The sequence below is a fragment of the Roseovarius atlanticus genome, from assembly GCF_001441615.1.
Taxonomy (GTDB): Bacteria; Pseudomonadota; Alphaproteobacteria; order Rhodobacterales; family Rhodobacteraceae; genus Roseovarius; species Roseovarius atlanticus.
Genome location: NZ_LAXJ01000009.1, coordinates 33735 through 60352 on the forward strand (window position 1 = coordinate 33735; position 26618 = coordinate 60352).

31 protein-coding genes are annotated in these 26618 nt (G+C 65.2%); 21 read left to right on the top strand and 10 right to left on the bottom strand.

Annotation, left to right across the window (positions count from 1 at the left end):
- Positions 1-78: 78 nt before the first annotated feature.
- On the bottom strand, positions 79-375 hold the full coding sequence (locus XM53_RS10330) for a nickel-binding protein (protein WP_057792995.1): 297 nt from the start codon (positions 373-375) through the stop codon (positions 79-81).
- Between the two features lie 164 nt (positions 376-539).
- Here XM53_RS10330 and XM53_RS10335 point away from each other — a divergent pair, with 164 nt between their 5' ends.
- The 5 genes from XM53_RS10335 (at position 540) to XM53_RS10355 (ending at position 4777) form a co-directional block, all read left to right on the top strand.
- Positions 540-1541, top strand: a complete 1002-nt coding sequence (locus XM53_RS10335; protein WP_057792997.1) for a GlxA family transcriptional regulator — start codon at positions 540-542, stop codon at positions 1539-1541.
- A gap of 150 nt (positions 1542-1691) precedes the next feature.
- Positions 1692-2036, top strand: coding sequence for a YbaB/EbfC family nucleoid-associated protein (locus tag XM53_RS10340; protein ID WP_057792999.1), 345 nt, complete (start codon positions 1692-1694; stop codon positions 2034-2036).
- 2 nt (positions 2037-2038) lie between these two features.
- The gene (locus XM53_RS10345; RefSeq protein ID WP_057793001.1) at positions 2039-3082 is read left to right on the top strand and encodes a TraB/GumN family protein; all 1044 of its coding nucleotides are present in this window, start codon (positions 2039-2041) and stop codon (positions 3080-3082) included.
- Complete coding sequence (recR, locus tag XM53_RS10350) at positions 3079-3672, top strand: recombination mediator RecR (protein ID WP_057793003.1); 594 nt, start codon at positions 3079-3081, stop codon at positions 3670-3672. Before XM53_RS10345 ends, recR begins: the two co-directional genes overlap by 4 nt.
- Positions 3673-3862: 190 nt before the next feature.
- Positions 3863-4777 carry a DMT family transporter gene (locus XM53_RS10355; protein ID WP_057793005.1) on the top strand — a complete coding sequence of 305 codons (915 nt, stop codon included), beginning with the start codon at positions 3863-3865 and terminating at the stop codon, positions 4775-4777.
- A gap of 134 nt (positions 4778-4911) precedes the next feature.
- Here XM53_RS10355 and XM53_RS10360 read toward each other — a convergent pair whose 3' ends face one another.
- Positions 4912-5673 carry a DUF1013 domain-containing protein gene (locus XM53_RS10360; RefSeq protein ID WP_057793008.1) on the bottom strand — a complete coding sequence of 254 codons (762 nt, stop codon included), beginning with the start codon at positions 5671-5673 and terminating at the stop codon, positions 4912-4914.
- 132 nt (positions 5674-5805) lie between these two features.
- On the opposite strand from XM53_RS10360, the gene XM53_RS10365 reads away from it, so the two are divergent.
- Both XM53_RS10365 and XM53_RS10370 read left to right on the top strand, forming a co-directional pair.
- Positions 5806-6435, top strand: a complete 630-nt coding sequence (locus tag XM53_RS10365) for a ribonuclease T2 family protein (protein ID WP_057793010.1) — start codon at positions 5806-5808, stop codon at positions 6433-6435.
- A gap of 395 nt (positions 6436-6830) precedes the next feature.
- A complete protein-coding gene (locus XM53_RS10370) occupies positions 6831-7028 on the top strand; it encodes a helix-turn-helix domain-containing protein (protein ID WP_057793012.1) in 198 nt (65 codons plus the stop codon).
- Positions 7029-7140: 112 nt separating this feature from the next.
- Here the strand turns inward: XM53_RS10370 and XM53_RS10375 are convergent, their stop codons facing one another.
- The 4 genes from XM53_RS10375 to XM53_RS10390 all read right to left on the bottom strand — a co-directional run bounded on the left by XM53_RS10375 (position 7141) and on the right by XM53_RS10390 (position 10740).
- Entirely contained in the window at positions 7141-7692 is a 552-nt protein-coding gene (locus XM53_RS10375; RefSeq protein WP_144435512.1) for a hypothetical protein, read from the bottom strand.
- Entirely contained in the window at positions 7689-8807 is a 1119-nt protein-coding gene (locus XM53_RS10380; RefSeq protein WP_057793016.1) for an exo-alpha-sialidase, read from the bottom strand. Before XM53_RS10380 ends, XM53_RS10375 begins: the two co-directional genes overlap by 4 nt.
- 4 nt (positions 8808-8811) lie before the next feature.
- Entirely contained in the window at positions 8812-9795 is a 984-nt protein-coding gene (locus tag XM53_RS10385; protein WP_057793018.1) for an NAD(P)H-quinone oxidoreductase, read from the bottom strand.
- Between the two features lie 261 nt (positions 9796-10056).
- Positions 10057-10740 carry a COQ9 family protein gene (locus XM53_RS10390; RefSeq protein WP_057793020.1) on the bottom strand — a complete coding sequence of 228 codons (684 nt, stop codon included), beginning with the start codon at positions 10738-10740 and terminating at the stop codon, positions 10057-10059.
- Between the two features lie 125 nt (positions 10741-10865).
- Between XM53_RS10390 and rpsU the strand changes: the two genes are divergently transcribed.
- From rpsU to XM53_RS10435, 9 genes are all read left to right on the top strand, one after another.
- On the top strand, positions 10866-11072 hold the full coding sequence (gene rpsU / locus XM53_RS22485; protein WP_007818122.1) for a 30S ribosomal protein S21: 207 nt from the start codon (positions 10866-10868) through the stop codon (positions 11070-11072).
- A 148-nt stretch (positions 11073-11220) separates the two neighbouring features.
- Positions 11221-12402: a 23S rRNA (adenine(2503)-C(2))-methyltransferase RlmN gene (rlmN, locus tag XM53_RS10400; protein WP_057793024.1), complete on the top strand. Its 1182-nt coding sequence runs from the start codon at positions 11221-11223 to the stop codon at positions 12400-12402.
- Positions 12403-12470: 68 nt separating this feature from the next.
- Positions 12471-12884, top strand: a complete 414-nt coding sequence (locus tag XM53_RS10405; protein WP_057793025.1) for a universal stress protein — start codon at positions 12471-12473, stop codon at positions 12882-12884.
- Positions 12885-12979: 95 nt separating this feature from the next.
- Complete coding sequence (locus XM53_RS10410) at positions 12980-15220, top strand: mechanosensitive ion channel domain-containing protein (RefSeq protein WP_082630926.1); 2241 nt, start codon at positions 12980-12982, stop codon at positions 15218-15220.
- A gap of 302 nt (positions 15221-15522) precedes the next feature.
- Positions 15523-15711, top strand: coding sequence for a hypothetical protein (locus XM53_RS10415; RefSeq protein ID WP_057793028.1), 189 nt, complete (start codon positions 15523-15525; stop codon positions 15709-15711).
- Between the two features lie 68 nt (positions 15712-15779).
- Positions 15780-16652, top strand: a complete 873-nt coding sequence (locus tag XM53_RS10420) for an S-methyl-5'-thioadenosine phosphorylase (RefSeq protein WP_057793029.1) — start codon at positions 15780-15782, stop codon at positions 16650-16652.
- Positions 16653-16666: 14 nt separating this feature from the next.
- Positions 16667-17290 (top strand): LysE family translocator, encoded by a 624-nt coding sequence (locus XM53_RS10425; protein ID WP_057793030.1) that lies wholly within the window; start codon positions 16667-16669, stop codon positions 17288-17290.
- Positions 17287-18567 (top strand): DoxX-like family protein, encoded by a 1281-nt coding sequence (locus tag XM53_RS23055; protein WP_057793031.1) that lies wholly within the window; start codon positions 17287-17289, stop codon positions 18565-18567. Before XM53_RS10425 ends, XM53_RS23055 begins: the two co-directional genes overlap by 4 nt.
- A 2-nt stretch (positions 18568-18569) precedes the next feature.
- Positions 18570-19043 (top strand): DUF2269 family protein, encoded by a 474-nt coding sequence (locus XM53_RS10435; protein ID WP_057793033.1) that lies wholly within the window; start codon positions 18570-18572, stop codon positions 19041-19043.
- A gap of 5 nt (positions 19044-19048) precedes the next feature.
- On the opposite strand, the gene XM53_RS23560 is transcribed toward XM53_RS10435, so the two are convergent.
- Complete coding sequence (locus XM53_RS23560; RefSeq protein WP_201455406.1) at positions 19049-19216, bottom strand: hypothetical protein; 168 nt, start codon at positions 19214-19216, stop codon at positions 19049-19051.
- Positions 19217-19405: 189 nt separating this feature from the next.
- On the opposite strand from XM53_RS23560, the gene XM53_RS10440 reads away from it, so the two are divergent.
- Positions 19406-19945 carry an adenine phosphoribosyltransferase gene (locus XM53_RS10440; RefSeq protein WP_057793035.1) on the top strand — a complete coding sequence of 180 codons (540 nt, stop codon included), beginning with the start codon at positions 19406-19408 and terminating at the stop codon, positions 19943-19945.
- Here the strand turns inward: XM53_RS10440 and XM53_RS10445 are convergent.
- The gene (locus tag XM53_RS10445) at positions 19942-20760 is read right to left on the bottom strand and encodes an LOG family protein (RefSeq protein WP_057793036.1); all 819 of its coding nucleotides are present in this window, start codon (positions 20758-20760) and stop codon (positions 19942-19944) included. The two genes, XM53_RS10440 and XM53_RS10445, sit on opposite strands and share 4 nt — an antisense overlap.
- An 88-nt stretch (positions 20761-20848) precedes the next feature.
- On the opposite strand from XM53_RS10445, the gene XM53_RS10450 reads away from it, so the two are divergent.
- The 4 genes from XM53_RS10450 to XM53_RS10465 all read left to right on the top strand — a co-directional run bounded on the left by XM53_RS10450 (position 20849) and on the right by XM53_RS10465 (position 23873).
- Entirely contained in the window at positions 20849-21775 is a 927-nt protein-coding gene (locus XM53_RS10450; RefSeq protein ID WP_057793038.1) for a threonine/serine dehydratase, read from the top strand.
- 124 nt (positions 21776-21899) lie between these two features.
- Positions 21900-22502: a DUF1236 domain-containing protein gene (locus tag XM53_RS10455; protein ID WP_057793040.1), complete on the top strand. Its 603-nt coding sequence runs from the start codon at positions 21900-21902 to the stop codon at positions 22500-22502.
- 177 nt (positions 22503-22679) lie between these two features.
- Positions 22680-23507 carry a 2,3,4,5-tetrahydropyridine-2,6-dicarboxylate N-succinyltransferase gene (gene dapD, locus XM53_RS10460; protein ID WP_057793042.1) on the top strand — a complete coding sequence of 276 codons (828 nt, stop codon included), beginning with the start codon at positions 22680-22682 and terminating at the stop codon, positions 23505-23507.
- A gap of 33 nt (positions 23508-23540) precedes the next feature.
- Positions 23541-23873, top strand: a complete 333-nt coding sequence (locus tag XM53_RS10465; protein WP_057793043.1) for a hypothetical protein — start codon at positions 23541-23543, stop codon at positions 23871-23873.
- Positions 23874-23886: 13 nt separating this feature from the next.
- Here XM53_RS10465 and XM53_RS10470 read toward each other — a convergent pair whose 3' ends face one another.
- Complete coding sequence (locus tag XM53_RS10470; RefSeq protein WP_057793045.1) at positions 23887-24957, bottom strand: Hint domain-containing protein; 1071 nt, start codon at positions 24955-24957, stop codon at positions 23887-23889.
- A gap of 2 nt (positions 24958-24959) precedes the next feature.
- A complete protein-coding gene (locus XM53_RS10475; protein ID WP_057793047.1) occupies positions 24960-26546 on the bottom strand; it encodes a Hint domain-containing protein in 1587 nt (528 codons plus the stop codon).
- Positions 26547-26618 lie beyond the last annotated feature (72 nt).

Genomic DNA, 26618 nt, shown 5'->3' on the forward strand with positions numbered 1-26618 from the left:
ATTTTCCCCGCCCTTTTCGGTTTCACGTCAAAAGCCGCCAAGGTTGTTCTTCACCAAGGCACAGTGTCAGTCGCACGATCACCCATACACCACCGGCTGAGGATCGGGCTGTTTCACTGCCGCGCCTCGAACCGGTTGGACCTCTTCACTTGGCGCACCGATACGCTCGCCATGTTCACGGATCGCGTCGGGGCTCTCGGCCTCGTAGAAACAAACCGAGCCGATACGCCCGTCCGCTTCGGTCACGGCATAGCTGCGGATCCAGCGCAGCCGGCCGGCCATCGCCTCGCCGGCTTCAACGGATTTCACGTTTGTCGCCGCAAGCTCCTCATCGTTGGCCCAGATGCCGCGGCGGCGGATCATGTAGAGTTCCATGTCGTACCTCCTTCGCTGTAACTCCTCCCCCGAACGTCGCATCTCACGGCCCCCCGACGCACCAAGCAATCCCGCCAAACACCAAGGGCGATCGTGCCAATTTCCTGATACCGGGTGGATTTCGCGCCGGATTCGCGAAACCATGGTCCCAAGCGGGAGGTCACATGGCTCGAAGCCGCGACAAGCTGCATGTTGTCGTCGTGCTCGTCAACGAAGGGCACGCGTCCACCGCCGTCAGTCCGATTGAAATCTTCTCGTCGGCCGGCACCATGTTCGAAGAACTGCGCGGCAAAGATCCCGATCCCAGATTCCGTGTCACGACCGCCTCGATCGACGGGCGCTCGATCGAAACCGCCCACGGCCTGCGGATCACACCCGATTGCGCCATCGACGAAACCGGCCCCGCGGACCTTGTGATCGCGTCCGCATCGGGCCCCGTGCCATCGGAATGGATGGCCCGTCACGCCGCGCTCGTCCCATGGCTGATCGAGCGCTACGACGATGGTTGCCTTGTTGCGGGCGTCTGTTCCGGCGTCGCGTTCCTGGCCGAGGCCGGTCTGCTCGATGGCCGGCGCGCGACGACATACTGGGGTGTCGCCGATGCATTCCGGGCGCGCTACCCTGCCGTCGACTGGCGCACTGACCTCCTGATCACTGAGGACGCCGGCATCTTCTGTGGCGGTGGCGTCAACGCCGCCGCCGATCTCAGCCTCTACCTGGTCGAGCGCTTATGCGGTCATCGTGTTGCGGTCGAGTGTTCACGCGCGTTGCTGCTCGACATGCCGCGCCAAGACCAGACGGGATATGCCATCCTGCCACTTGCCCGCCCCCACGGAGACGACCGGATCCGCATGATCGAAGACCACCTGAGCGCCAACTTCCAACGCGACGTCTCGGTCGAAGAGCTCGCGGAACGCGCGGGCATGAGCCGGCGCACCCTGATGCGCCGTTTCAAGGCTGCCACGAAGGTCAGGCCCGGAACGTACCATCAGATGCTGCGCATCGCGGCATCTCGCCGGATGCTCGAAGAAGGCGCCACCTCGATTCAACAGGTCAGCACAGCAGTCGGATATGAAGACGCGGCCTTTTTCCGCCGCGTCTTCAAGCGACATTGCGGCATGACACCGGCCGCCTATCGCGATCGCTTTGGGACCAGGGTCTTATAACACCAGGGTCACTGCGCCATAGGGGCGAAAGGCATCCCTGACACAGCGTATTCTGTCTGCGGGTGCGGGCGATCACGCACCCTCCCCTTGCCGACACCCCCTACGGCCCGTATCTATGACCCAACACCCCTCAAACCCCGGGAGAGACAGATGTTCAAAGGACTAGGCCAGCTCGGCGACATGAGCAAAATGATGAAGGCCGCGCAGGAAATGCAGACCAAGATGGCCGAACTTCAGGAAGAGATGCACAACATCACCGTCACCGGCGAATCCGGCGCGGGTCTGGTCAAGGCCGTCTGCTCCGCCAAGGGCGAACTGAAAAGCCTCGACATCGACCCCTCGATCTTCAACTCCGACGACAAGGAAGTGGTCGAGGACCTGATCCTCGCCGCCATCAAGGACGCCCAGGCCAAGGCCAGCGAAAAGGCCCAGGAAGAGATGGGCAAGCTGACCGAGGGCATGGGTCTGCCCGAAGGCATGAAGCTGCCGTTCTGACGGTGAGACGCCGCGCCATCGCGACCCTCCTGCTGTGCTGCCTCGGCCTGCCTGCCACGGCACAGGCGTGGGCCACGCGCGACCTCTGCCTGATCGACACCCCCCGGATCCATGCAGAGGTCCTGACGCCCGCGCTGATGGGCGATATCCGCGCGATTGCCGAAACCATCCCCAACGGCACCGGGCGTTACTGGCGCATCACGTCGCCGTCGGGCGCGGTCTCTCACCTCTGGGGCACGATGCATCTCAATATCCCGGCCATCCTGCGCCTGCCGCCGCAGGTCGAGGCCGACATCGCCGCCGCCCGCGTCATCGCCACGGAAGTCGACTTTACCGCGCTCAGCCGAGAAGAAATCCAAAGCCGCTACACTTATCAGACCTACTATCACGATCAGATCGGGGTGACAGAATGGGACCTCCCGCTCCCCATGATAAACGCGGTCGGCGAACGTCTGTCCGCGCTCGGCTGGGGCGGGCAGGCTGTCTTTACGCTCAAACCCGCCGCCATCGCCGAGCTCCTGATGTCCCCGCCCTGCAACGATTTCAATGCCGGAATCTATCCGATCCAGGACCACCGCATAAGCCTTCTCGGCGCGCTTGCCGGGGCCGACACGATCGGGCTGGAAGCGCCCGGCGCGTTTTTCGAAAGATTGGACTCTTCGGATGCAACCGCGCTGACGACCGCGCTCATCGCCGTCTCCGCCGTCTATCTCACGCCCGATTTCGCCCGCGACGCGTATTCCACGTCTCTCGCGCTCTATCTTCAGGGTCGCATCGGCGACATGATGGCATGGGAACGTCTCCATTTCGACAACACCTACCCCGACGGGCTGGGTCTGGGCTGGCTCGACACGTCCGACGCCTACATCCTGGCCGACCGCAACCGCGGCTTTCTCGACGCCGCCCGGCCCCAGCTTGCCAAGGGCGGTGTCTTCATCGCCGTCGGCGCCTATCATCTGCCGGGCGACACCGGCCTTGTCGAACTGCTGCGCGACGAAGGCTTCGCCGTCACCCGCGTCGCCCTGCCGGACGAGACTGCGCCATGAACTCCACCCGCGACATCGACGCCCTGATCGAGATGATGGCCAAGCTGCCGGGCCTCGGCCCCCGCTCGGCCCGCCGCGCGGTGCTGCACATGATCCGCAAGCGCGAGCTGTTGCTGTCACCGCTGGCCGACCTCATGGGCCAGGTTGCCGTGACGGCGCGCGAATGCCACACATGCGGCAATATCGGCACCACCGAAACCTGCGATATCTGCCTGTCGGAAAAACGCGCCAACGGCATGATCTGCGTGGTCGAGGACGTGGCAGACCTCTGGGCAATGGAACGCGCGGGCGTCTTCAGGGGCCGCTACCACGTGCTCGGCGGCACGCTCTCGGCGCTCGACCAGGTCGGCCCCGAGCAACTTCGCATCCCCAGGCTGGTCGACCGCATCGAGGCGGAAAACATCACCGAGGTCATCCTTGCCCTGGCCGCCACCGTCGAAGGCCAGACCACCGCGCATTATATCGCCGACCAGCTCGAAGACCGCGTCACCCTCACCTCGCTGGCTCAGGGCGTCCCCATCGGGGGCGAGCTGGACTATCTCGACGACGGCACCATCACCGCCGCCCTCAACGCGCGAAAGGCCCTCTGACCCGCTCCTGACACGACCCGTCCGCAACCCCCCGTAGGGTGGGTGAAAACCCACCTCTTTGGTGGGTGAAAACCCACCACTTTGGTGGGTGAAAACCCACCACTTTGGTGGGCGACAACCCACCTCTTTGGTGGATAAGACCCCACGCTCCCACCGCTTTGATTGGTTAAACCGCACGCCGCCTCACCTCATGCCCAGCCTTGCAAACACCACCCGCGCCATCCTCGTCATCACCCTCGCGGTGGCCGCCCTGGCCCTGGGCGACGCGCTGATCAAACTGTCTTCCGGTTCGATCTCGCTGTGGCAGATGTTCGTGCTGCGCTCGGCCCTGGTGCTGCCGGTGCTGCTGGGGATCATGGCCCTGGCCGCCCGGGCGTCCCTGGCCCTGCGTCACCCCGGCTGGACCCCGCTGCGCAGCCTCATCCTCGTCGCCATGTGGCTGGCCTATTACGCCGCCTTGCCCCATGTGCCGCTCTCGCTCGCGGCGGCGGGCTATTACACCTCGCCGCTCTTCATCACCCTGTTCGGCGCGCTGGCCACACGCAGCCCCATCGCGCCGCACCAATGGCTGGCGGTGGCGATCGGCTTTGCCGGCGTGCTCTTGATCATCAAGCCCACCGCCTCCGGGCTCTCGCCCTATGCGCTGTTGCCCCTGCTGGCCGCCATGCTCTATGCCGTCGCCATGCTGATGACCGGCACGCGCTGCCGGAACGAACACCCGCTGATGCTCTCGGCGATGCTCAACGTGGCATTCATCCTCACCGGCGGCGCCGCCTTTCTGCTTCTGCCCGACCCGGCCGGCACGACGTCCGATTTCGCCGCCACGTGGACCCCGCTCGACGCCGCCGACTGGCGCACCATAACGATCCTCGCCGCCGCCATCCTGATCGGCAGCATCGGCGCGGCCTATGCCTACCAGAACGGCCCGCCGGCGGTGATCGGCACGTTCGACTTCACCTATGTCGGCTTCTCCGCGCTCTGGGGCTGGCTTCTTTTCACCGAGCGTCCCGACGCGCTGTCGTCGCTCGGCATCGCGCTCATCGTCGCGGCGGGCGTGCTGGCCATTTCCGGCCCCAGGCCCAGGCCCGCCCCGCCCCGGACCTGATCCGGGGCCTCGCGCCCTCAGCGTATCGCGGGGCGATGCAGCGGGCTGGTGGCCGTCATCGCGCCCACCGCGCATGAAAAAACCGCGCCCGATGCGGGGCGCGGTTTCGGTCCGTCGCGATATCCGACACGGCCTTACGCCTTGTCGTCGTCCTCGTCGTCGTCACCGTCATCATCGGGCAGGTTGAAAAAGCTCTCGGCGTCGTATTCCTTTTCCTTCTCCTCCTCGCCGGCGGTATCGGCACCGCCCAGGCTGAACGTCTCCAGCCCCTCGATGGCGGTGGGCATCCGCGGCTCGGCATCCGACTCCAGGCTCTGCTCGGTCGACAACAGCTTGCGGCGCTCGTCGTCGTCGATCGCCTGGCCTTCCTTGGCCTTCTTCGCGGCGGCCTTCTGCACGGCGGCGTCCAGCTCGGTCTGCTTGCACAGGCCCAACGCCACGGGGTCGATCGGCTGCATGTTGGCGATGTTCCAGTGCGTACGCTCGCGAATCGTCTGGATCGTCGGCTTGGTGGTGCCCACCAGCTTGGCGATCTGCGCATCCGCCAGCTCGGGATGGAACTTCACCAGCCACAGAATCGCGTTCGGCCGGTCCTGCCGTTTCGACAGTGGGGTATAGCGCGGCCCGCGCCGCTTTTCCTCGCCCACGGCGGCGGCATTGTACTTCAGCTTCAGCTTGTGCAGCGGATCCTTTTCCGCCTTGTCGATATCTTCCTGCGTCAGCTGGTTGTTGGCGATGGGGTCGAACCCCTTCACGCCGGCGGCCACGTCGCCATCGGCGATCCCCTGGATCTCCAGCTCGTGCATCCCGACGAAATCGGCGATCTGCTTGAAGCTGATCGTGGTGTTATCCACCAGCCAGACGGCGGTGGCCTTGGCCATCAACGGTTTCGACATCTCTCAAAGGTCTCCTTCACGCATATCTTTCCCCTCGCCTGAAACGGCGGTCCCGGGGGCCGGGACGGGTTCTCGTTGTCGGGGAACTTGGCGGCTATATAGTAGCCCCGAACGCAAAAAGAAAGAGTGAACATGCGCGCCCTTTTCGCCCTGCTTTTCCTGGCCACCCCGGCGCTGGCCGACGGCGACCGCCCCGGCGCATTCGACTATTACGTCCTCAGCCTCAGCTGGTCGCCGACCTGGTGCGCGCTCGAAGGCGACGCGCGCGGCTCACCGCAATGCGACGCGTCACGCGATCACGGCTGGGTCCTGCACGGGCTCTGGCCGCAATACCACCGCGGCTGGCCCGAACACTGCCAATCGCCCGAACGCCCGCCCTCGCGCGCCATGACCGGCGAGATGGCCGACATCATGGGCACCTCCGGGCTGGCGTGGTACCAATGGAAAAAGCACGGCACCTGCTCCGGCCTCTCCGCCCCCGCCTACTACGCCCTGTCCCGGGAGGCCTACGGCCGGATCACAAGGCCGGACGTCTTTCGCAAACTGAAAAACCCGGTCAAGCTCCCCGCCTCCGTGGTCGAGGAGGCCTTCCTCAAGGCCAACCCCTCTCTGGAACCCGACGGCATCACCATCACCTGCCGCGCGGGCCGCATCCAGGAGGCCCGCATCTGCCTCTCCCGCGACCTCGCCCCGGTCCCCTGCGGCCGCGACGTGGTGCGGGATTGCACGCTCGATGACGCGCTGTTTGACCCGATTCGGTAAACGAACCAGTCTTAAAATTACGCCCTGTAAATATTATTTTAGTGCATCTTGAACACGAAATGTTCGGCGCAAATCTATATGTAGATGCGGCAATCACAGAGAGCGCCACATATTGCGCCTCAAGCATATCCACAGAGTATCCACACAAAGATACAGCTTGGCGCCGCATGCGACGAGAAATATCCTGCTTTCACCATCTAGCGCCTATGAAGATTGAAGCAGCTAGGTGTAGTGGCGGCATAGGGAACGTTGGACCGAACCCTATGCCTGATGAAGCTGGACCGTTTCGCCGCAAGCGTCTCAGTTTCTGAAACCAAGCTGCGTTCGCCTCCAAATCACAAGGCGAGTGTAGCTTGGGGCTGCGGTTCACGCAACGCGGCAAAAAGGAGTTTTCCATGAGGAAGTCTTCACCCAAACTGACTGCAAGCGAAGCCGCCAAAATTAAGGCGCTTCTGAAAGAAACCGACTGGAACCACGCGCAGATAGCTGCCCATCTCGGGGGAATGAACCAAGGACGCATCTCGGAAGTCAAAACCGGCAAGCGTTTTTCCGAGGTAGCAGCTTGCAGTTTGCAAGAGGCAATGAAGCCTTAGAATGTAGAGGGTAGGGTCGAAAGGCCCTACCCCATTTTGTTTCACATACTTAAAGCCGAGGGACGTCTTTCCCTGTTCCCCAAATACTCAAATCCCGACGCCCGCTCTCCCATCAAAACACCCGCATCACCAGCACCACCACCGCCACCGGCACCAAGAGCACGTGCAGCACCATGTCGAACCAGTTGCTGCTGCCCCAGCCCATCACCCAGGCCAGCTGCCCCAGCACGGCAACCCCCGCCAGAAACCAGTTCCCCGTCACCAGCGCATAGACACACACCGCCAGCACCATCCCCGCCACCGGCCACGGCGCATAGCCATAGCGGTACACATCCACCGGGATCACGCCGAACGCGCAAGCCAGGAACGCCACGTAGGCACACAGTAACACCGCGATCTCCACGCCCGAGAACCCCGGCACGTCCCAGCCCAGCGACACCGCCACATGCCGCAACGCCAGCGCCGGCAACATAATACCGACCGGCGCCAGCACCGCCACCGCGCCATTCACCGCCACCGTGTCGCGCCACAAAACGCCGACCAGAACCGCGGCCACCAGCGCCAGCCCGGCAGCCAGGGACGACGACACCACCAGCCCGCTCAGCGCGAACACCACCCAACCCAGCACCACCGCCACGCCTATCGTTGCACCCAACCCGCTCATTGCGCCGCCACCCACGCCCCGTTCAGCACATGCGCACGAAGCCCGGTCTTGTTCCCCACCGAATAGACCAGCGCGATCTCGCCCCCCTCCAGCCGCCGCAACATCGGGTACCGCGCCCCCGCCCCGTTCGGCTCCAGCTCGCGCAGAACGCGCCAGGTATCCCCTTCATCCTCCGACAAGAGCAGCCGCAGCCGATCGCCCCCGCCCGGATCGTCATTCGCCGCCATCAGGATGCGCCCAGCCCCCAGGGCCAACGCCGCCACCGGCGCGCTCGGGTTCGGCATGTCCGACGCCCCCACCTCCGACCACGTCCTTCCGCCATCTTCCGAATAGCTCACCAACAGCCGCCCCGACGGCGCGAAATCCCGCAACCACGCCACCGCCCGGTTCTCCCCCAGCGGCACGATCATCGGCTGGATCGGCTGGCCTCTCCCGGACATCCGCGTCGTGTCCCGCACCCGGCCGTTACGCCCGAACCGCACTAGAACCCCATGCGCTGCCCCCATCTCGAAATAGGCGGGCAACCCCATGCTCCCGTCGGCAAATTCCACCATCGGCGACTTCACCAGGTGCGACCGGTTCAAAAACGGCGACAGGCTCAGCTTCCGCGCCGCCAGCGGCCCGCCCGCCCCCATATTCACATCGGCGACCGAGGCCATGGCCCAGCCTCCCACCGACACCACCGTGGCAAACACATGCCCCGCCGCGCCCTCGTTTTCCACCGTGTTGCCCAGCGTCACCACCAGCTGCCTGGGTTCCATCGCGCGGCCCAGCGCCCCCCGCGTGATCCGCACATCCCGCCCCGCCGCCTGCCAGCCCTCCGGCCCACGCCGGAACGCGGCCCCGTGAATGTCCACATCCGCCTGCGCCTCCGCCGAACCTTCGAACCAAAGCACGTCAAAGCCGCCTTGCGTCACCACCACCGACGCCGAATGCGCCTGCCCCGCTGTCACATCGTACTCGAACACCGTCTCGAACACCGGCGCGCCGTCCACGGGCACCTTGCCCGGCACCGCGAACCGCCACACCGGCGGCACGTCCCGCACCACCGCCCAGGCGCTCAGGCCCAGGCTCAGCGCCATCAGGCAAAGGATTGTCACCTGCGCCGCGCCCATCGCCTCAGCCCACCTTCAACACGATCTTGCCGATATGCGTGCTCGTCTCCATCCGCGCATGGGCCTCTGCGGCCTCCGCCAGCGGAAACTCAGAATCCATCACCGGGGCCACGCGCCCCGCGTCCAGCAGAGGCCACACCTCGCGCCGCAACTCTTCCGCGATCCGCGCCTTGGCCAGCCCGCTCTGGGGCCGCAGAGTGGACCCCGTGATCATCAGCCGCCGCGTCATGACTTGCGTGAAATCCACCTCCACCTTCGGCCCCTGAAGGAACGCGATCTGCACAAGCCGGCCCTCGTCCGCCAGCGCGGCGATGTTCCGCGGCAGGTAATCGCCCCCCACCATGTCCAATATCAGGTCCGCGCCCCCGCGCGCCCGCATCTCCTCCACGAAATCCACCTCGCGATAGTTGAACGCCGCCTCCGCGCCCAATTCCTCGCACACCCGGCACTTTTCATCCGACCCCGCCGTCGCGAACACCCGCACGCCGCGCGCCGCCCCCAGATGGATCGCCACCGTCCCGATCCCGCTCGACCCGCCCTGCACCAGAAAGCGTTCCCCGGCCGTCAACCGCCCCCGCCGGAACACATTCGTCCACACGGTAAAAAACGTCTCCGGCAGGCACGCCGCTCGGTCCATCGCCATGCCGTCCGGCACCGGCAGGCAATGCGCCGCATCCGTCACCACGGCTTCGGCATAGCCCCCGCCCGGCACCAGCGCACAAACCCGGTCGCCCACCTGCCATCCGGTCACGCCCGGCCCAAGCGCCGCGATCTCGCCCGACACTTCCAGCCCCGGCAGGTCACTCGCCCCCGGCGGCGGGTCATACATCCCCGCCCGCTGCAAGGCATCCGGCCGGTTCACCCCGGCATAGGCCACCCGGATCACAACCTCGCCATGCCCGGCCTCGGGCCAGTCCCGCTCGGCCAGCGCCAGAACCTCCGGCCCGCCCGGCGCGGTGATCTCGATAACCTTCATCCCGTCCGGCATCATCTTTCCCCCGTCGCCCCGTCGTACCAGCCCCCCGGGAAAAAGCAACAAACGGCGCCCGCAAGCACCGCCTTCGAGGCCTCCAAAGCCCTACCTCTTCCTCTGGCTAAAAATATCCCCGCCGGAGGCTCCGACAGCCGCCACATAGCGCATCGGTCTGTCATACCGCGTAGGGTGGGTGACAACCCACCTCTCTGGTGGGTGACAACCCACCTCTTTGGTGGGTAAAAACCCACCGCTCCCCACTAGGGAAAAAAGCCGCTACCGCGTCCAGCGCCCGGGCAATCCGCCGGTCCGCCCCGGCGCGGGCTTGCGGATCTTCGAAAAGACCGACAACGGCCCGGCCATCAGCCCGCTCACAACGCGGTTTTCCCGCGCCTTCGCCTTGACCTTCTCGATCCGCATCACGTCCTCGATCCGCCGGTCCAGGAACTCCCAGGTCCGCGCGTGCCCCGCGCTTTCGTCGCCCAGCCAATAAAGCACGGTCGAGGAATAGACCCCCGACAGGGTCGCCCGCTTGGTGTACCAATTGATGTCATCCGAGGTGTCGCCCAGCGCCTCCCAGATCTTGTCGCAGGTGCCCCAGACCGCCCTGGCGCCGTCCACCGCGTGATGCGGCAGCGCAAACAGCGTCACCCCCCGGCGCACCAGCTCCTTGTCCTCGACCGCCTCCAGCCGAAAGCGCACGGCGGCCGCCACGCGCTCACTGTATCGCAACCGGCTCAGGTCCTCCTGCTCCATCCGCGCCAGCATCGCCGCGTCGCCTTCTTCGTGAAAGGCCAGCGCCAGGTCCACCGCCCCGCGCGGACACGCCGCCCGCGCCACTCCCATCGACAAACCGGTATCCTCGACTGCGGCCCGGAACGTGGCCTCGGTCCACCCGTCAAAGGCCACATGCGGTTTCGCCGCCTCCAGAAGCTGCGTTTTCACGTCGGGATCGGTCATTCCGGAACTCCTTTTCGTGCTGTCGGGTATCGCCATCCTGTCCCTAGACAAACTAGGATGGCTTTGCTATACGGCCACTTCCTGCAAATTATGCAACTTTAACCTAGAAAGGTGGTGACAACCACATGCAGGTCAGTGTTCGCGACAACAATGTCGATCAGGCGCTTCGTGCCCTGAAAAAGAAACTGCAGCGTGAGGGCGTTTTTCGCGAAATGAAGCTTCGGCAACATTTCGAAAAACCGTCCGAGAAAAAAGCGCGCGAAAAGGCCGAGGCGATCCGCCGCGCCCGCAAGCTCGCACGCAAGAAGGCCCAGCGCGAAGGTCTGCTCTAAGACCGCCGCAATGGCCACACGCATTGTCATGACGACCCCCGGGCACCCGCTTCGGGGGTTTGTCTTTATGTCAGGGGGCTGTGCCCCGTTTTGGAATCAGCTGCCCGCGCCTATATGATGGCGCAAACCGAACCCGTCGAGACGTGCCATGACCACACCCGCGCCCATCACCCAGGATGTCCTGACCATCCCCCGCAAGCTGCCCGAAGGCCCGATCAACCTTGTCGGCCTCACCCGTGACGCCCTGCGCGACACTCTCATCGCCCACGGCACCCCCGAAAAGCAGGCCAAGATGCGCGTGAACCAGATCTGGCAGTGGATCTATGGCTGGGGCGTGCGCGACTTTTCGGCCATGACCAATCTTTCCAAGGCCTACCGCGCCGAGCTGGCCGAGAAATTCGTCATCGAGATCCCCGAAATCGTCGACCGCCAGGTCAGCGCCGACGGCACCCGCAAGTACCTGGTGCGAATCGCCGGCGGGCACGAGGTGGAAACCGTCTATATCCCAGAGGAAGATCGCGGCACGCTCTGCATCTCCTCCCAGGTCGGTTGCACCCTCACCTGTTCCTTCTGCCACACCGGCACGCAGAAACTGGTGCGCAACCTGACCGCCGGCGAAATCATCGGCCAGGTCATGCTGGCCCGCGACGACCTCGATGAATGGCCCAAGCCCGGCGTCGGCATGGGCACCGACGGTCCGCGCCTTCTGTCGAACATCGTGCTGATGGGCATGGGCGAGCCGCTCTACAATTTCGACAACGTCCGCGACGCGATGAAGATCGCCATGGACGGCGAAGGCATCGCGCTCTCGCGCCGCCGCATCACGCTCTCGACCTCGGGCATCGTGCCCGAAATCCACAAGACCGCGCAGGAAATCGGCTGCATGTTGGCCGTCTCCTTCCACGCCACCACGGACGAGGTGCGCGACAGGCTCGTGCCGATCAACCGCAAATGGAACATCGCCGCGCTTCTGGACGCCCTGCGCGCCTATCCCAAGGCCAGCAATTCCGAGCGCATCACATTCGAGTATGTCATGCTCAAGGACGTCAACGACAGTGATGAAGACGCGCGCCGCCTCGTGAACCTGATCAAGGGCATCCCGGCCAAGATCAACCTCATTCCGTTCAACGAATGGCCCGGCGCCCCGCATCAGCGCTCCGAATGGGACCGGATCGAGAAATTCGCCGACATCATCTACAAGGCCGGCTACGCCTCGCCCATCCGCACGCCGCGGGGCGAGGACATCATGGCCGCCTGCGGCCAGCTCAAATCCGCCACCGAACGGGCCCGCAAACCCCGCCGCGAAATCGAGGCCGACGCCGGCCTGTAGGGCGGGGTTCACCCCGCCTGCCCCGCTCCACGCCCGCAAACGAACCTTTCAGACTCCGGAATACCAAGATGGCCCGCGACGCCGAACTTCTCCTCTGCCCCGTCAACCTGCGCCACCTCGAAACCAACACCCGCGCCTATGACGAGGCCGTCGCCATGGCCCGTCGCCGGGGTGCACGGCTGATCGTCGCCACCGTGGCCCCGGAAATCGAACGCAACCTCAACATCTACAACTCCGAGGTCTACTGGTCGCAGCAACTGGCCAAGTTTCTGGCCGAAAACCCTGCCGACGGGGTCGAGGTCGAAACCGTGGTGCGCAAGGGTGCGATCCACCGCCAGATCGTCAAGCTGGCGGACGAGCGCAAGGTCGACGTCATCGTCATGGACTCGGCCAACCCCAAGGTGCAGGATTACCTGCTGGGCACCACGGCCAGCCACGTGGTCACCCACGCCGAATGCTCGGTCTACGTGGTGCGCGGCTAGAACCGCGCCCGATCCGGTCCAGCCAAGGTCAAGGTTGCGGTCACAAGTGACAGTGCTAAGTGTCTGGCAAACCGAAGATCAGCACTGGACGACCGATGTTTCTTTTGACCCGTATCCTGTTCGTGGCCGCGCTCGGCCTCATGTTCCTGACCCCCGCCAGCGCGCAAGAGGCCAACGTGCCCTCAGCCGAGGCGCAGCAACTCATTGATCTGCTCGAAAACCCCGAGGCGCGCGAGGCGCTGATCCAGTCGCTGCGCGGCGCCGCCGAAACCGCCACGGACGAGGTCGTCGATGTCGAGGAGGACACCTCCATCGGCCGCCAGCTCGCGGATTTCACCAAGTCCTTCTTCGAAACCGCCGCCACCTCCATCGGCTCCGCCTTCGGTGCCGTCATTGCCCTGCCCACCACGCTCATGGCGCTCGAAGGCGGCCAGCTCGACGTTCTGTGGGAGGCGCTTCAGGCGCTGGCCGTGGTCATCGTCGTCACTGTCGGTGCCTATCTGCTGCTGCGCGCCGGGGCCAAGCTGATCTATCGCCGCATGGGCGACAAGGCCCATGACTGGGGCTTCGTGCGCACCCTTGCGGTCGTCGCGGCCACCACGCTGATCGACATCCTGGTGGTCCTCGCGGCCTGGGGCCTGGGCTATCTCGCCGCGCTCTATCTCTATGGCGAGACGGGCGTGATCGGCGTCCGCCAGACGCTCTATCTCAACGCCTTCCTGCTCGTCGGACTGGCCAAGGTGGCCATCCGCGCGGTCCTCGCGCCCACCACCCACGAACTGCGCTTCATCGCCATCTCCGACGTCGCCGCCCGGCGCATGTCGTCGTGGTTCGGCGCCATCGCATCTGTCATCGGCTACGGCCAGCTGCTGATCGTGCCCATCGTCAACCGGCAGGCCTCCTATGCCGCGGGCCGGGGCATCTCGACCCTTCTGGCCTTCATCGCCATCGCCATGGCCGCGATCCTGGTGGTGCGCTCGCGCAAGGACGTCGCCGGTTGGATCCTCGGCCCCACCCCCGAAGAGCGCCCCAGCGCCCTGCGCTTCATCGGGCGCAACTGGTACATTCCCGTGCTGCTCTATCTTGCAGGCCTCGCCGTGATCGTGGCCGCCCGCCCTGACGGGCTGATCCTGCCCTTGCTGCTGAACTCGGCCCAGGTGATCGGCATCATCATCCTCGGCGTGCTCATCTCTGGCGGGCTGTCGCGCTTTGCCGCGCACGGAATGCACATGCCGATGAACGTCAGCAGCCGGATGCCCACGCTCGAGCCACGCATCAATTCGCTCCTGGGTCGCGTGATCCAGGTCGTGCGCATCTTCATCGTGATCGGCGTCCTGGCCTTCGCACTCGACGCCATCGGCCTGTGGGATATCTCCGGTTTCCTGCGCAGCGAATTCGGAACCTGGGCCGCCGGCGCCATCGTCAGCATCGCCTTCATCCTGCTCGCCGGCGCGATCCTGTGGCTGGCGCTGGTGTCCTGGGTCGACTACCGCCTGAACCCCGAGTTCGGCTCCGCCCCCACCTCGCGCGAGATCACGCTGCTGACGCTTTTGCGCAACGCCGCCACCATCGCGCTCATGGTCATCATCCTGATGTTCGTGCTGGCCGAGCTCGGGGTGGATATCGCCCCGCTCATCGCCTCCGCCGGTGTGCTGGGCCTCGCCATCGGTTTCGGTGCGCAAAAGATGGTGCAGGACATCATCACCGGCATCTTCATCCAGTTCGAGAACGCCATCAACGTGGGCGACGTGGTGACGCTCGGCGGCACCACAGGCACGGTCGAGAAACTGACCATCCGCTCGGTCACCCTGCGCGACCTGCACGCCGTGGTCCACGTCATCCCGTTCTCGTCCGTGGACATGGTGTCGAACTACGTGCGTGACTATTCCTACTTCGTCGCCGACGTGGGCATCGCCTATCGCGAGAACGTGAACGACGGCAAACAGGCCATGGTCGACGCGTTCGAGGAACTCCGCGCAAGCGAGACTGGCGAGAACATCACCGGTGACCTCGAATGGTTCGGCGTCCAGTCGTTGGGCGACAGCGCCGTGGTCCTGCGCGCCCGGATCAAGACCGTGCCGGGCACGCAATGGGGCACCGGCCGCGCCTATAACGAGATCTGCAAGCGGATCATGGACGAGCGCGGCATCGAAATCCCCTTCCCGCACCAGACCATTTATTTCGGCGAGAACAAGGATGGCTCAGCCACCCATCTGCGCCTCGACCGCGCCGCGGACGAGGCCGAAACGATCGAGGGGTCCAGCCAGCCTCCGGCGAAGGACACGAAGAAAACGCGCAACCCCCATCTCGACATGGAAGACGACGCCGACAGCTGACGTTGGCGGCATTTTCTGCGCAGAAAATGTCCCGGAAAATGCGCATTTTCCGGGCGCGGACGCCTCAAAAGGTCCGCGCCCGACCGCACGATGCATTCATTCGGGCCGCCCGGCGATGGCACCGACGCGATACCGACGAAAATACCGACGTGATACAGACAGGGTTTTCACGTTTCCGCCGCCGTTAACCCTTGTGCCTGCACTGTGCAGAAATCTTTTTCGTGACACATTTCGGGGCGATTGTTGCCACGCACCGTGACTATCCCCGTCTCATCAACCTATTTGTGGAAGGGTAGGAAACGATGGGACTTGAAACCAAAAACGACATCCGCGATTTCGTCATGCGCGAACGCCTGCGTTGCGTCTCCGACCGGGAATGGAAGTTCCGGCTGCGCGGCTACGGCTTTGCCATCCGCGACACCGACGAGGGGCCGATGGTCACGTCGCTGATCGGCCGTGGCGATTTGTGCACGCTGGGCGCCGGCGCCTGATAGATCCCGTTCAGGGTTGAATTTCCGCGCCGCACGGTATTCGTTGTGGCAAAGCGGAAAGGACACCCATGACATCCTATCTCGGCGTGATCGGGGGCTCCGGCCTCTATCAGATCGACGGCCTGCAACACCCTGAATGGGTCACGGTGGACACCCCCTGGGGCGCGCCCTCCGACCAGATCCTGACAGGTATGCTGGGCGACACCTACATGGCCTTTCTGCCCCGCCACGGGCGCGGCCACGTGCATTCGCCTTCGACGGTGCCCTACCGCGCCAATATCGACGCGCTGAAACGTATCGGCGCGACCGACATCGTCAGCGTCTCCGCCTGCGGCTCGTTCCGCGAAGACATGGCGCCGGGCGATTTTGTCATTGTGGATCAATTCATTGACCGCACCTTCGCGCGCGAGAAATCCTTCTTCGGCCAGGGCTGCGTCGCCCATGTCAGCGTCGCGCATCCAACCTGCCCGCGCCTGGGTGCTGCTTGCGCCGAGGCCGCCCGCGCCGCCGGTGTGACGGTCCATGACAGCGGCACCTACCTCGCCATGGAAGGCCCCCAGTTCAGCACGCTCGCGGAATCGAAAATGTACCGCGACAGCTGGGGCGCCGACGTCATCGGCATGACCAACATGCCCGAGGCCAAGCTCGCCCGCGAGGCCGAGCTTTGCTACGCCTCCGTCGCCATGATCACCGACTATGACAGCTGGCACCCCGACCACGGAGAGGTCGACGTCACGCAGATCATCGCCACCCTTCTGGGCAACGCCGGCAAGGCCCGCGACATGGTCGCCCGCCTGCCGGCCCTGCTTGGGTCCGAGGACCGAGGGCCCTGCCAACATGGCTGCGACCGCGCCCTCGAACACGCCATCCTTACCGCCCCCGACGCCCGCGACCCGGCTTTGGTGGCGCGCCTCGACGCCGTCGCCGGCCGCGTCCTTTAGAAAGGTTTAACCCGATGCCCCTAGACCTCTGGCTCACATTCGTTGCGGCGACCATTGCTTTGCTTCTGATTCCGGGCCCGACCGTCCTGCTGGTCCTGTCCTACGCCCTCAGCCAGGGCAAGCGGATCGCCGTCGCCTCCGCCACCGGTGTGGCCCTTGGCGATCTCGTGGCCATGACCGCATCCCTATTGGGGCTCGGCGCACTGGTGATGGCCTCAGCCACGCTCTTCACCGTGCTGAAATGGATCGGCGCGGCGTATCTGGTGTATCTCGGGGTCAAACTGTTGCGCAGCCCGCACAGCACCGGGCTGGATCACACGACCGACGCGAAACCCGCCAGCGGCGTCTTCTGGCACGCCGCCGCCGTCACCGCGCTGAACCCCAAATCCATTGCCTTCTTCATCGCCTTCGTCCCGCAATTCGTCAGCGTCGACAGGGCCTTGGCGCCGCAATTCGCCATCCTGATCGCCACCTTCGTCGGCCTCGCCTGGCTCAACACGCTGGCCTACGCGCTCCTGGCCGATCGCCTGCGCCAGACCATCGGGCGCCCCTCGGTCACCACCTGGCTCACCCGCGGCGGCGGCGCAGCGCTCGTGGGCATGGGCGTGATGACAGCCGCCCTGCGCCGTACCGCGTGACCGCGCAACGGGGCACCGTCCTCGTCCTCGGGGCCGATGGCTTCATCGGCCGCCACCTCGCCTTCGGCCTTCGCGACTCGGGCTGGCACGTGCTCGCCTGCGCCCGCCGCACCGCACGTCTTGACCGCATGGGGTTCGAGACACTGAAGGTCGACCTAACCGACCCTGAGGCTCACGACCCCGCCTTCTGGAGCAGCCGCCTGTCCAGCGTCACCCATATCGTCAACAGCGCCGGTGTCCTTGACGCGCCCGAGCCCACCTACACCGCCGTCCACGTCAGCGCCCCCGAGGCGCTTTACGCTGCGCTGCCCGACGCGCAGGGCTTGCTCATTTCCGCCGTCGGCATCGACGGCTCCGAAACCGCTTTTGCCCGCTTCCGCCACGCGGGCGAGAAAATCGCTTCGGATCATGACGTTACCATCCTTCGCGTCGGGCTGGTGCTGGGCGAAACCTCCTATGGCGGCTCGTCGCTCGCCCGCACCCTGGCCGCGCTGCCGGTCTTCACGCCGGTCGTGGGCGACGGGCAACAGACCTTCAACCCGATCCACGCCGCCGACCTCGCCCGCGCCGTCGATCACCTGCTGCGCCATCCCCCCGGCCCCGGTCCGCATGACATCGGCGGACCGGAAACCGTGACCCAGGACGGGATGCTGCACTCCCTTCGCGCATGGTTCGGCCTGCCCCCCACCCGCCTGCTGCGCCTGCCTGTCGGGCTTGCCAAGGGCATGGGCCGGATTGGCGACGCCATGCGCCTCGGCCCGATCTCCGCCACTTCGGTCGCGCAACTCCAGAACGGCGTCCTGGCCGACCATGCCAGGCTGACCGAGACCCTGCCGGAGAAACCCCGCGGCTTTTCCACCTTTCTCGCCGCGCGTCCCGCCGGCACACAGGACCTCTGGCACGCCCGGCTCTACCTCGTCCGCCCGGCCCTGCGCATCGTGCTGGCCCTTCTGTGGCTGGCCTCCGGCCTTCTGGGCCTCTTCCTGCCACGCGCCGATTTCCTGCCCCTGATCCCGAACACGGCCCTGTCCGACGCAGCCCTCGTCGCGATGGCCCGCCTGGGCGGCCTCTTGGACCTCGCCCTCGCCGCCGCCCTTTTCCGAGGCTGGCGCCCCCGATTGGTCGCCGCGCTACAGGCCGCGTTGGTCCTCTCCTACACCCTTGCCTTCACGATCCTCGCCCCGGGCCTGTGGCTGCTGCCCCTCGGCGGTCTGCTCAAGAACCTGCCGATCCTCGCCCTCATCGCGATCCACTTCATCCTCGAAGACGAGCGATAGGCATGGACCCCTACCTGATCACCAAGTGGCTCCACATCCTCAGCTCCACCGTCCTGTTCGGCACCGGCATCGGCACCGCGTTCCAGATGGTCTGGGCAATGCGCACGGGCCGGGTACAGACGATCTACTCGGTCTCCTCGGGCGTGGTGGTGGCCGACTGGCTCTTCACCACCCCCGCAGGGATCGTGCAGCCGCTGACCGGCCTCGCCCTCATCCACATGGCAGGCTTCGACCCCTTCGCACCGTGGCTTCTGGCAACCTACGCGCTCTACATCCTGGCCTTTGTCTGCTGGGCGCCCGTGGTGCGCCTGCAAATCCGCATCCGCGACCTCGCCGCCGAGGCGCTGCGCACCGATACGCCCCTGCCACCGGCAGCGCACCGCGCCTACCGCTTCTGGTTCGCCCTCGGCTGGCCCGCCTTCGCGGCGCTCACGGGCGTCTTCTGGCTGATGGTCACGAAACCCGCGCTCTGGTAGACGCGTCAACCGTTCTTCTTGATGAATTTCCGGATGAACCCGCGGATTTCCCGCGCCGCGCTGGTGTCCATCTCCTTGCACAGCTCGATGAACCTGTCGCGGTCATCCTTGTTCAGCCGCAGGATCAGCTGGCTGTCTTTCTTCCCGGCTTTCTTGTCGTCAGTCTTGGCCACGCGAACTCCTGATTTGCGTTTTCCGTCACCGGCTTGCCAAGGTATATACAAAGCATATGCAGCCTTGGCAAACCCTCTTGCAAATCAATTCCTTGGGCGTCAAGACCCCGCCGGTCCCAGGCAATCCTTGCGATTTTGCGCCAGTTGCGCCAAACGCAAAGGCGGACAGGCCCAACCGGAGACACCGCCATGCCCAACGCGAAAACGGTCAAGGATTACATCCGCACCATCGTCGATTTCCCGCATGAAGGCATCATGTTCCGCGATGTCACCACGCTCTTTGCCGACCCGCGCGGACTGCGGCTGGCGGTGGACCAGCTCCTGCACCCCTACGCCGGGATGGAGATCGACAAGGTCGCGGGGCTCGAGGCACGCGGCTTCATCCTGGGCGGCGCGGTGGCGCACCAGCTGGGCAAGGGTTTTGTGCCCATCCGCAAGAAAGGCAAGCTGCCTGGCAAGGTGATTTCCGAGGAATATCAACTGGAATACGGCGAGGCGATCGTCGAGATCCACGACGACGCCATCGCCCCCGGTGAAAAGATACTGCTGGTCGACGACCTTCTGGCCACGGGCGGCACCGCCGAGGCCGGGATCAGGCTGATCGAACGGCTGGGCGGAGAGATTATCGGCTGCGCCTTCGTCATCGACCTGCCCGAACTGGGCGGGCGCAAACGGCTGGAGGCGCTTGGTATGGACGTCCACGCGCTCTGCGATTTCGAAGGGGCCTAAAGCTCCTCGTACCAGTCGTCGATGATCTTCACCGCTTCTTCCGCGGACTCCACGAACTGAAACAGGTCCAGGTCCTCGGCACTGATCGTGCCCGCATCCGCCAAGGCCTCCCAGTTGATGATCTTGCGCCAGAATTCCTCGCCGAACAGCAGGAACGGCACCCGCTTCATCCGGTCAGTCTGGATCAGTGTCAGCGCCTCGAACATCTCGTCCAGCGTGCCGAACCCGCCGGGGAAGCAACAGATCGCCTTGGCCCGCATCAGGAAATGCATCTTGCGGATGGCGAAGTAATGAAAATTGAAGCACAACCCCGGCGTCACGTATTCGTTCGGCGCCTGCTCGTGCGGCAGCACGATGTTCAGCCCGATCGACGTACCGCCCGCATCCGCAGCACCTCGGTTGCCCGCCTCCATCACGCCGGGCCCGCCGCCCGTGGCCACGACGAATTCGCGCCCATAGCTTTGCATCGACTTCTCGGTCAACATCTTCGCAAAGCTGCGCGCCTCGTCGTAAAACCGTGACAGCTCCGCCAGCGTCTCAGTGCGCGCGGTATCCTTGACCGCCGGTTCGGGAATGCGCGCGCCGCCGAACAGCACCACCGTACTTTCGATCCCGCGCTCGTTCAGGATCATCTCGGGCTTCAGCAATTCCAGCTGCAACCGCACCGGCCGCAGCTCGTCGCGGCACAGGAAATCGTCGTCGGCAAAGGCCAGGCGATACGCCGGCGCACGGGTCTGCGGCGTGTCGGGCACCTGGGCCGCGGTGCTGCGGTCGGAATGCGCGTCCCGGAACTGGCTATTGCGGTCGTCTTTCATCCTGCACTTCCCTGTTGGGTTCGTTTTCTCAGGCGTATAGGGTTCCGCACGATTTGCCTAGCCACGGGCACGTGCGAAAGGGGTCGAAATGGACTGGAAAACCGAGATCGCCGCCGCGAAATTCCGCATCGCCCCGCACCTGCGCCGCACTCCCGTGGCAACGGTGTCGGGCTTCGGCCTCGACCATCCCGTCGAGGTCAAGCTGGAGCACACCCAGCACACCGGCAGCTTCAAGCCGCGCGGAGCCTTCAACACCCTTCTGTCGCAGGAGGTTCCCAAGGCCGGTCTGGTCGCGGCCTCGGGCGGCAACCACGGTGCGGCCGTGGCCTATGCCGCCGCCAAGCTGGGCCACCGCGCCCGCATCTACGTCCCAGAAATGGCAGGTCCGGCCAAGATCGCCCTCATCCGCGACCAGGGTGCCGACCTGCACGTGGTCGAAGGCGCCTATTCCAACGCGCTCGACGCCGCCCGCGAATACGAGGCCGAAACCGGCGCGATGCAGATCCACGCCTATGACGCGCCCGCCACCGTGGTGGGCCAGGGCACCTGCATGGCCGAGTGGGAAGACCAGGGGCTGGAGGCCGACACCGTCCTGATCGCCGTGGGCGGCGGCGGGCTGATTGCAGGCGCGCTGGCGTGGCTCGACGGGCGGCGCAAGGTCGTGGCAGTCGAGCCCGAAACCTGCGCCGCGCTCAGCGCCGCGCGGAAGGCGGGCAAACCCGTCGATGTCGAGGTCTCGGGCGTCGCCGCCAACGCGCTCGGCGCGCGGCGCATCGGGTCGATCTGCCTCGATCACGCGCAGGCGCAGGACGTGACCGCCGTCACCGTCAGCGACGACGCGATCACCGCCGCCCAGCACGCGCTCTGGAAAGACGCCCGCCAGCTGGTCGAACCCGCCGGGGCCACCGCGCTCGCCGCCCTGACCAGCGGTGCCTACCGGCCTGAAAAAGATGAACGAATAGCGATCCTTGTCTGCGGCGGCAACCTCCCCTCCGATCCCCTGTCGGCGGATTGACGCCCGTTTCGCTCCCGCTGTCACGGCGGGTGGGAACACCCTCTGATCCACCCGCGTTGTGCCGTCAGATTGCCAGCGGGCATTCCGTCCGCGAACTGGCGAACATGAGTGAGGAGGACTATCCATGAAGACCCGACTTCTAAGCCTGACCCTGGCCGGAACCCTTGGCGCGGGCGCCGCCATGGCCGATGTCGACGCGACCGCCGTGACCGACCTGAACCTGCGCGCCGGCCCCAGCCCGGCACAACCCGTGATCGACGTCATCCCCAACGCCGGCGCCGTCAGCATCCAGGGCTGCATCGAGGCCAGTTCGTGGTGCGAGGTCAACTACAACGGTACTCAAGGCTGGGCCTATGGCGACTATCTCGCCGCATCCTCGGATTCAGGCTCTGTCCGCGTGATCGAGAACCGCAGCGTGATCGAGGTGCCCACTGTCACCTACGAATACAGCGAAGCCGACACCGTTCAGGCCGGTGGCGCTATCAGCCCCTATGTTGGCGATACCTACGTCGCTCCTTCTGTTCCGGCCGACAACACCCTGGTCTACGTGCGCGACAACCCGATGGAGCCGATATATCTCGACGGCGAAGTCGTGACCGGCGCACAACTGCCCGCGGCTGTAGGCCTGCAACCCGTCCCCGACACCGAGTACCGTTACGCATATGTAAACGGCGTGCCGGTGCTGGTCGAACCGGCAGACCGCCGCGTGGTCTACCTCGTGCGGTAACACCGATCGATCAGGACAAGACAGATGGCGGGTGTCCCTCGGACGCCCGCCTTTTTCATGCCCACGCGGTCGCACCTGCCGCGAAAGCCCCGCGTCGCGGCGCATTGCGATCTTCTCCGTCCGCCCGTATAGGGCATTCCAGCACAGTACGGATCTGCCAAGGGGAGCACGCACCAGATGTCCAACGCACAGCTTGAAACCGCCATCGAGTCCGCCTGGGACACCCGCGACCAGATCACGCCCTCGACCGGTGGTGAGACGCGCGAGGCCATCGAGGACACGCTCAACGCCCTCGACAGCGGCAAACTGCGCGTGGCCGAGCGTCAGGACAACGGCGACTGGCACGTCAACCAATGGGCCAAGAAGGCCGTGCTGCTGGGCTTTCGCCTGAAAGACATGGAGCCGCAGGCCGGCGGCCCGCAAGGCGGCACCTGGTGGGACAAGGTCGATAGCAAGTTCAAGGGCTGGGGCGACAACGAATGGGGGGCGGCCGGCTTTCGCGCCGTGCCCAACTGCATCGTGCGCAAATCGGCTTACATCGCCCCCGGCGTGGTGCTGATGCCCTCCTTCGTGAACCTCGGCGCCTATGTGGACGAGGGCACGATGGTCGACACCTGGGCCACCGTCGGGTCCTGCGCGCAGATCGGCAAGGGCGTGCACCTCTCGGGCGGCGTGGGCATCGGCGGCGTTCTGGAACCGATGCAGGCCGGCCCCACGATCATCGAGGACAACTGCTTTATCGGCGCCCGCTCCGAGGTCGTCGAAGGCTGCATCGTCCGCGAGGGCTCGGTGCTGGGCATGGGCGTCTATATCGGCAAGTCCACCAAGATCGTCGACCGCGAAACCGGCGAGGTCTTCATGGGCGAGGTGCCGCCCTATTCGGTCGTGGTCTCGGGCTCGATGCCGACCAAGAACAACCTCAACCTCTACTGCGCCGTGATCGTCAAGCGGGTGGACGAACAAACCCGCTCCAAGACCGCCATCAACGAGCTTCTGCGAGACTGATCCCTGCGCGGCAGGCCCGGCACGAGGTCCCTCATGGCCAAAGATCCTGACAAGAAAAAGCCCCAGCAGGTCTTTACCCTGCTGGTCGAGATCGGGCGCAAACAGGGCGACGGCCTGCCCGACACCGCCACGGGGGCCGCGCTGGTGGTCTATGCGTCGGGCGTGGACGAGGCCGAGGCGGTGCGCGAAACCGTGGCGATCCTGAAACAGGCCGACACCGCGCCCTTGGATGTCTCGGGTTATGGAACGCTCGACGAACGGCTCGCCGAAGGGCACGAGATCGGCGACGACGAAAAAGAACTGATGCAACGCGCTCTGGACGAAAACGCCGTGATCGTCGCGCAGATGACGCCCTTCTACGACTGACCTTGCGCGCGGTTCAGGCCGCGCGGCTTGTCGCCAGCGTCACCGCCTCGAACGGTTTCAGCACAGGCCAGACCGGCTTGGCGTGTTCGGGCAGGCGGTTGCGGTCGAATCCGGCCAGGATACTGGCCGCGATCGCCTCGGGCTTGCGTCGCATCCGGCCGATGTAAAGGCTCTCCAGCGCACATCCCGCCGCCAGCACCGCCTCGTGCCCCGGCAACAAGAGGTGGTGATAGGTCACCAAGTCGGGCCCCTTGGCCTGGAACGCCGAGCGGTCGTTCACCAGATGCCGCGCGGGCACCAGAACCGCCTCGCGGCCGAACATGTATTCCACCTCGCTGCCATGCATCACCAGCCGCTGCTGCGGCGACACCACGATGTCCTTGGTCAGCTTGAAATAGGGCGCCCGCAAGCGGATGGGCCGGAAACTGCCGCGCGCGGGCACGGTGCGCTTGACGACTTGCAGCACCGGCACGCGCTGGCCCTCGTCCGTCACCACGACATCGCCGCGCCGGATCTCGCCCGCCGGACGCTCTCCGCGATCGGTCAGGATCGGCACCTGCGCGGTCAGCGCGGGCAACGGCCCGACCGGCTCGATCTGGTTCGAAAGGGCAAGAAAGACCACTTCCTCGTCGACCTCGAAATTGCAGCCATGCGCAAAGATGGCGTTCAGATCATCCACCGGCAGCGGCAGGGTGGCATTCAGCGCCACACTCTCCACCTGGTCGGTCTCGGGCCGCTCCAGCGTCAGCCGCGCCCAGCCCTCGGCACTGTCCCAGGAATAGGTCAGCCGCAGGATGTCCAGCCGCACGTCGCCCGCAAGTGGCAGGGTGGCATGACAGATATCGTCGCCCTGCGCGTCCACCAGGACAATCCCGCCCTGCGGCAACGCCTGAATGGTGAACAAGCCGGGCATCGGCCATGTGCGCCGGAACGCCAGCAATGTTTGCGGCCGCGCCTGGGCCGAGATGCGGGTCTCGACCACGAGACTGCCCCGGTGCAACACCCGGTCTGCGCCCGTCTCGGTCAGCCGCGGGTCCAGCTTGAACCAGCCATCATGACTGTCGCGAAGTCCGATCCAACTCATGCTCACGCCGCCCATTTTCTGGACAGAATCTGCGCCTCGTAGCCGCGCAGCATCCGTCGTGCCGCGGGGCTGTACCCCTCGGCGGTTTCAATATCCAACTCGGGGAACAGGGTGCAGATCTCTTGCACGATCTCGGCCTCGAAACTGTTCTTGATCTGCGGTCCGGGCAGGAAGCTTTCGGTCGGCAACCCTTCGGACATGATCACCTGGTGCCGGTCGAACAGCAGGTGGAAATAATCGACGGTCTCGACCTCGACGCGCCGCACGCTGCGGTCGTTTACAAGGTCCTTGGCCGCCACCAGCACCTCGCGCTCTCCGAACAGAAGCTCGGCCAGGCTGTCGCGGATCAGCACCCGGTGCAAGGGCGACAGCCACAGTTCGTTATGCTCGCCGAACGTGTTCGCCAGGATGCGGACCGGGGCAAAGGCCCCCACGCCCGGCACCTCGCGATGGCCGACCCAGCGCAGCGGCTGCAACCCTTCGTCGCGCGTCAGCACCAGATCGCCGGCCCGCAACTGTTCGACCGGGACGTCGCCGCACTCGGTCAGGATACGCGAGCCAGCCACAAAACACGGCACAGAATTCAGCGTGACAAAGCCGACGTCACTCTGACCGTTCGCACTCTCGACAGTGTAGGTAAAGTTGACTTCCTCGACGTCCCCATCACCTTCGACCGTGATGGTGCCGTCCGCGTTCACCAGCACCACCTGCCCCGTCGCCAGGGTGACGGTACTGCCCGCGACCACGTTCTGACCGTTGATCTGGGTGATCGTCAGGGCGCCGGCGGTGTTGTTGACGTCGTTGCCCAGCACGTCCAGCGTCTTGAAACCGGTGGGGAACAGATTCGACACATCGTCCTGCGCCACCAGCGTCGTCTGCACGCTGTCGCCCGCGATGATCAGCGTCGAGTCGTAATTGGCGTCCGTCACGTCCGCGATCCCGATCCGGATCGAGTTCACGTCGCCCGAATTGACCGGGATCGTCAGGGTCATGGTGACGGTGAACCCGTCCATCTCGGTGTTGTACTGGTCCGAGGTGTTGTCGACGAACAGGTTGGCGTTCGACCCGGCATTGAGGTTGTTGGGGTCGATATCCCCGTCGCCCACGCTCAGCGGCACCTGCGTGCCGTTGATCCAGACGCCCACGAAATCCTGGAACGCGCCCGTCGCGTATTCGGGGAACTCCTCGGACGCAAAGACGAACTGCATCGTCATCACGTCGCCGGTCGGGATAAAATCGACGTCGAGGAAAGAGGCGTCGTATGTGGGGGCGCCCGCCGCCGCGTTGAACAGCGGATCGTTGTTCGGCCCGCTGGAACTGGTCGTCGTGTTGGTGGATTGGTTCGAGTTACTCGACCACCAAGGCGTGGAATTGGTGAACCCGTTCAGATCCCCGGTCGAGAACATCACCCCGGTGTCCGACGGCATCACCCCCGGCGAGATCGAGTTGCCTTGCGTGTATATGCCCGACGAGTCGGGATCACCGGTGTAAGAGGCGCTGACCACCTGCACACCGTCACCAAAGATCGTCTCGGCCATTTCTCTTGCCGACGCGCGATCGTCTATCGGGATTTCAACGCCCCTGACCATACTGCCCACCTCATGTACGTCCAAGGTCAGCGCACGCCAAGAATCGGCTTTTCCGGTGGTCCGGTCTGACAC

Coding starts and splice junctions, on each gene's coding strand:
- rlmN (WP_057793024.1), top strand. CDS start 11,221: ATGACCACACCCGCGCCCATCACCCAGGATGTCCTGACCATCCCCCGC.
- XM53_RS10390 (WP_057793020.1), bottom strand. CDS start 10,740: ATGACCGATCCCGACGTGAAAACGCAGCTTCTGGAGGCGGCGAAACCG.
- XM53_RS10425 (WP_057793030.1), top strand. CDS start 16,667: ATGCCCCTAGACCTCTGGCTCACATTCGTTGCGGCGACCATTGCTTTG.
- recR (WP_057793003.1), top strand. CDS start 3,079: ATGAACTCCACCCGCGACATCGACGCCCTGATCGAGATGATGGCCAAG.
- XM53_RS10410 (WP_082630926.1), top strand. CDS start 12,980: ATGTTTCTTTTGACCCGTATCCTGTTCGTGGCCGCGCTCGGCCTCATG.
- XM53_RS10365 (WP_057793010.1), top strand. CDS start 5,806: ATGCGCGCCCTTTTCGCCCTGCTTTTCCTGGCCACCCCGGCGCTGGCC.
- XM53_RS10370 (WP_057793012.1), top strand. CDS start 6,831: ATGAGGAAGTCTTCACCCAAACTGACTGCAAGCGAAGCCGCCAAAATT.
- dapD (WP_057793042.1), top strand. CDS start 22,680: ATGTCCAACGCACAGCTTGAAACCGCCATCGAGTCCGCCTGGGACACC.
- XM53_RS10470 (WP_057793045.1), bottom strand. CDS start 24,957: ATGAGTTGGATCGGACTTCGCGACAGTCATGATGGCTGGTTCAAGCTG.
- XM53_RS10415 (WP_057793028.1), top strand. CDS start 15,523: ATGGGACTTGAAACCAAAAACGACATCCGCGATTTCGTCATGCGCGAA.
- XM53_RS10360 (WP_057793008.1), bottom strand. CDS start 5,673: ATGTCGAAACCGTTGATGGCCAAGGCCACCGCCGTCTGGCTGGTGGAT.
- rpsU (WP_007818122.1), top strand. CDS start 10,866: ATGCAGGTCAGTGTTCGCGACAACAATGTCGATCAGGCGCTTCGTGCC.
- XM53_RS10340 (WP_057792999.1), top strand. CDS start 1,692: ATGTTCAAAGGACTAGGCCAGCTCGGCGACATGAGCAAAATGATGAAG.
- XM53_RS10405 (WP_057793025.1), top strand. CDS start 12,471: ATGGCCCGCGACGCCGAACTTCTCCTCTGCCCCGTCAACCTGCGCCAC.
- XM53_RS10380 (WP_057793016.1), bottom strand. CDS start 8,807: ATGGGCGCGGCGCAGGTGACAATCCTTTGCCTGATGGCGCTGAGCCTG.
- XM53_RS10465 (WP_057793043.1), top strand. CDS start 23,541: ATGGCCAAAGATCCTGACAAGAAAAAGCCCCAGCAGGTCTTTACCCTG.
- XM53_RS10455 (WP_057793040.1), top strand. CDS start 21,900: ATGAAGACCCGACTTCTAAGCCTGACCCTGGCCGGAACCCTTGGCGCG.
- XM53_RS10475 (WP_057793047.1), bottom strand. CDS start 26,546: ATGGTCAGGGGCGTTGAAATCCCGATAGACGATCGCGCGTCGGCAAGA.
- XM53_RS10335 (WP_057792997.1), top strand. CDS start 540: ATGGCTCGAAGCCGCGACAAGCTGCATGTTGTCGTCGTGCTCGTCAAC.
- XM53_RS10330 (WP_057792995.1), bottom strand. CDS start 375: ATGGAACTCTACATGATCCGCCGCCGCGGCATCTGGGCCAACGATGAG.
- XM53_RS10450 (WP_057793038.1), top strand. CDS start 20,849: ATGGACTGGAAAACCGAGATCGCCGCCGCGAAATTCCGCATCGCCCCG.
- XM53_RS10420 (WP_057793029.1), top strand. CDS start 15,780: ATGACATCCTATCTCGGCGTGATCGGGGGCTCCGGCCTCTATCAGATC.
- XM53_RS10445 (WP_057793036.1), bottom strand. CDS start 20,760: ATGAAAGACGACCGCAATAGCCAGTTCCGGGACGCGCATTCCGACCGC.
- XM53_RS10375 (WP_144435512.1), bottom strand. CDS start 7,692: ATGAGCGGGTTGGGTGCAACGATAGGCGTGGCGGTGGTGCTGGGTTGG.
- XM53_RS10440 (WP_057793035.1), top strand. CDS start 19,406: ATGCCCAACGCGAAAACGGTCAAGGATTACATCCGCACCATCGTCGAT.
- XM53_RS10385 (WP_057793018.1), bottom strand. CDS start 9,795: ATGCCGGACGGGATGAAGGTTATCGAGATCACCGCGCCGGGCGGGCCG.
- XM53_RS10355 (WP_057793005.1), top strand. CDS start 3,863: ATGCCCAGCCTTGCAAACACCACCCGCGCCATCCTCGTCATCACCCTC.
- XM53_RS10435 (WP_057793033.1), top strand. CDS start 18,570: ATGGACCCCTACCTGATCACCAAGTGGCTCCACATCCTCAGCTCCACC.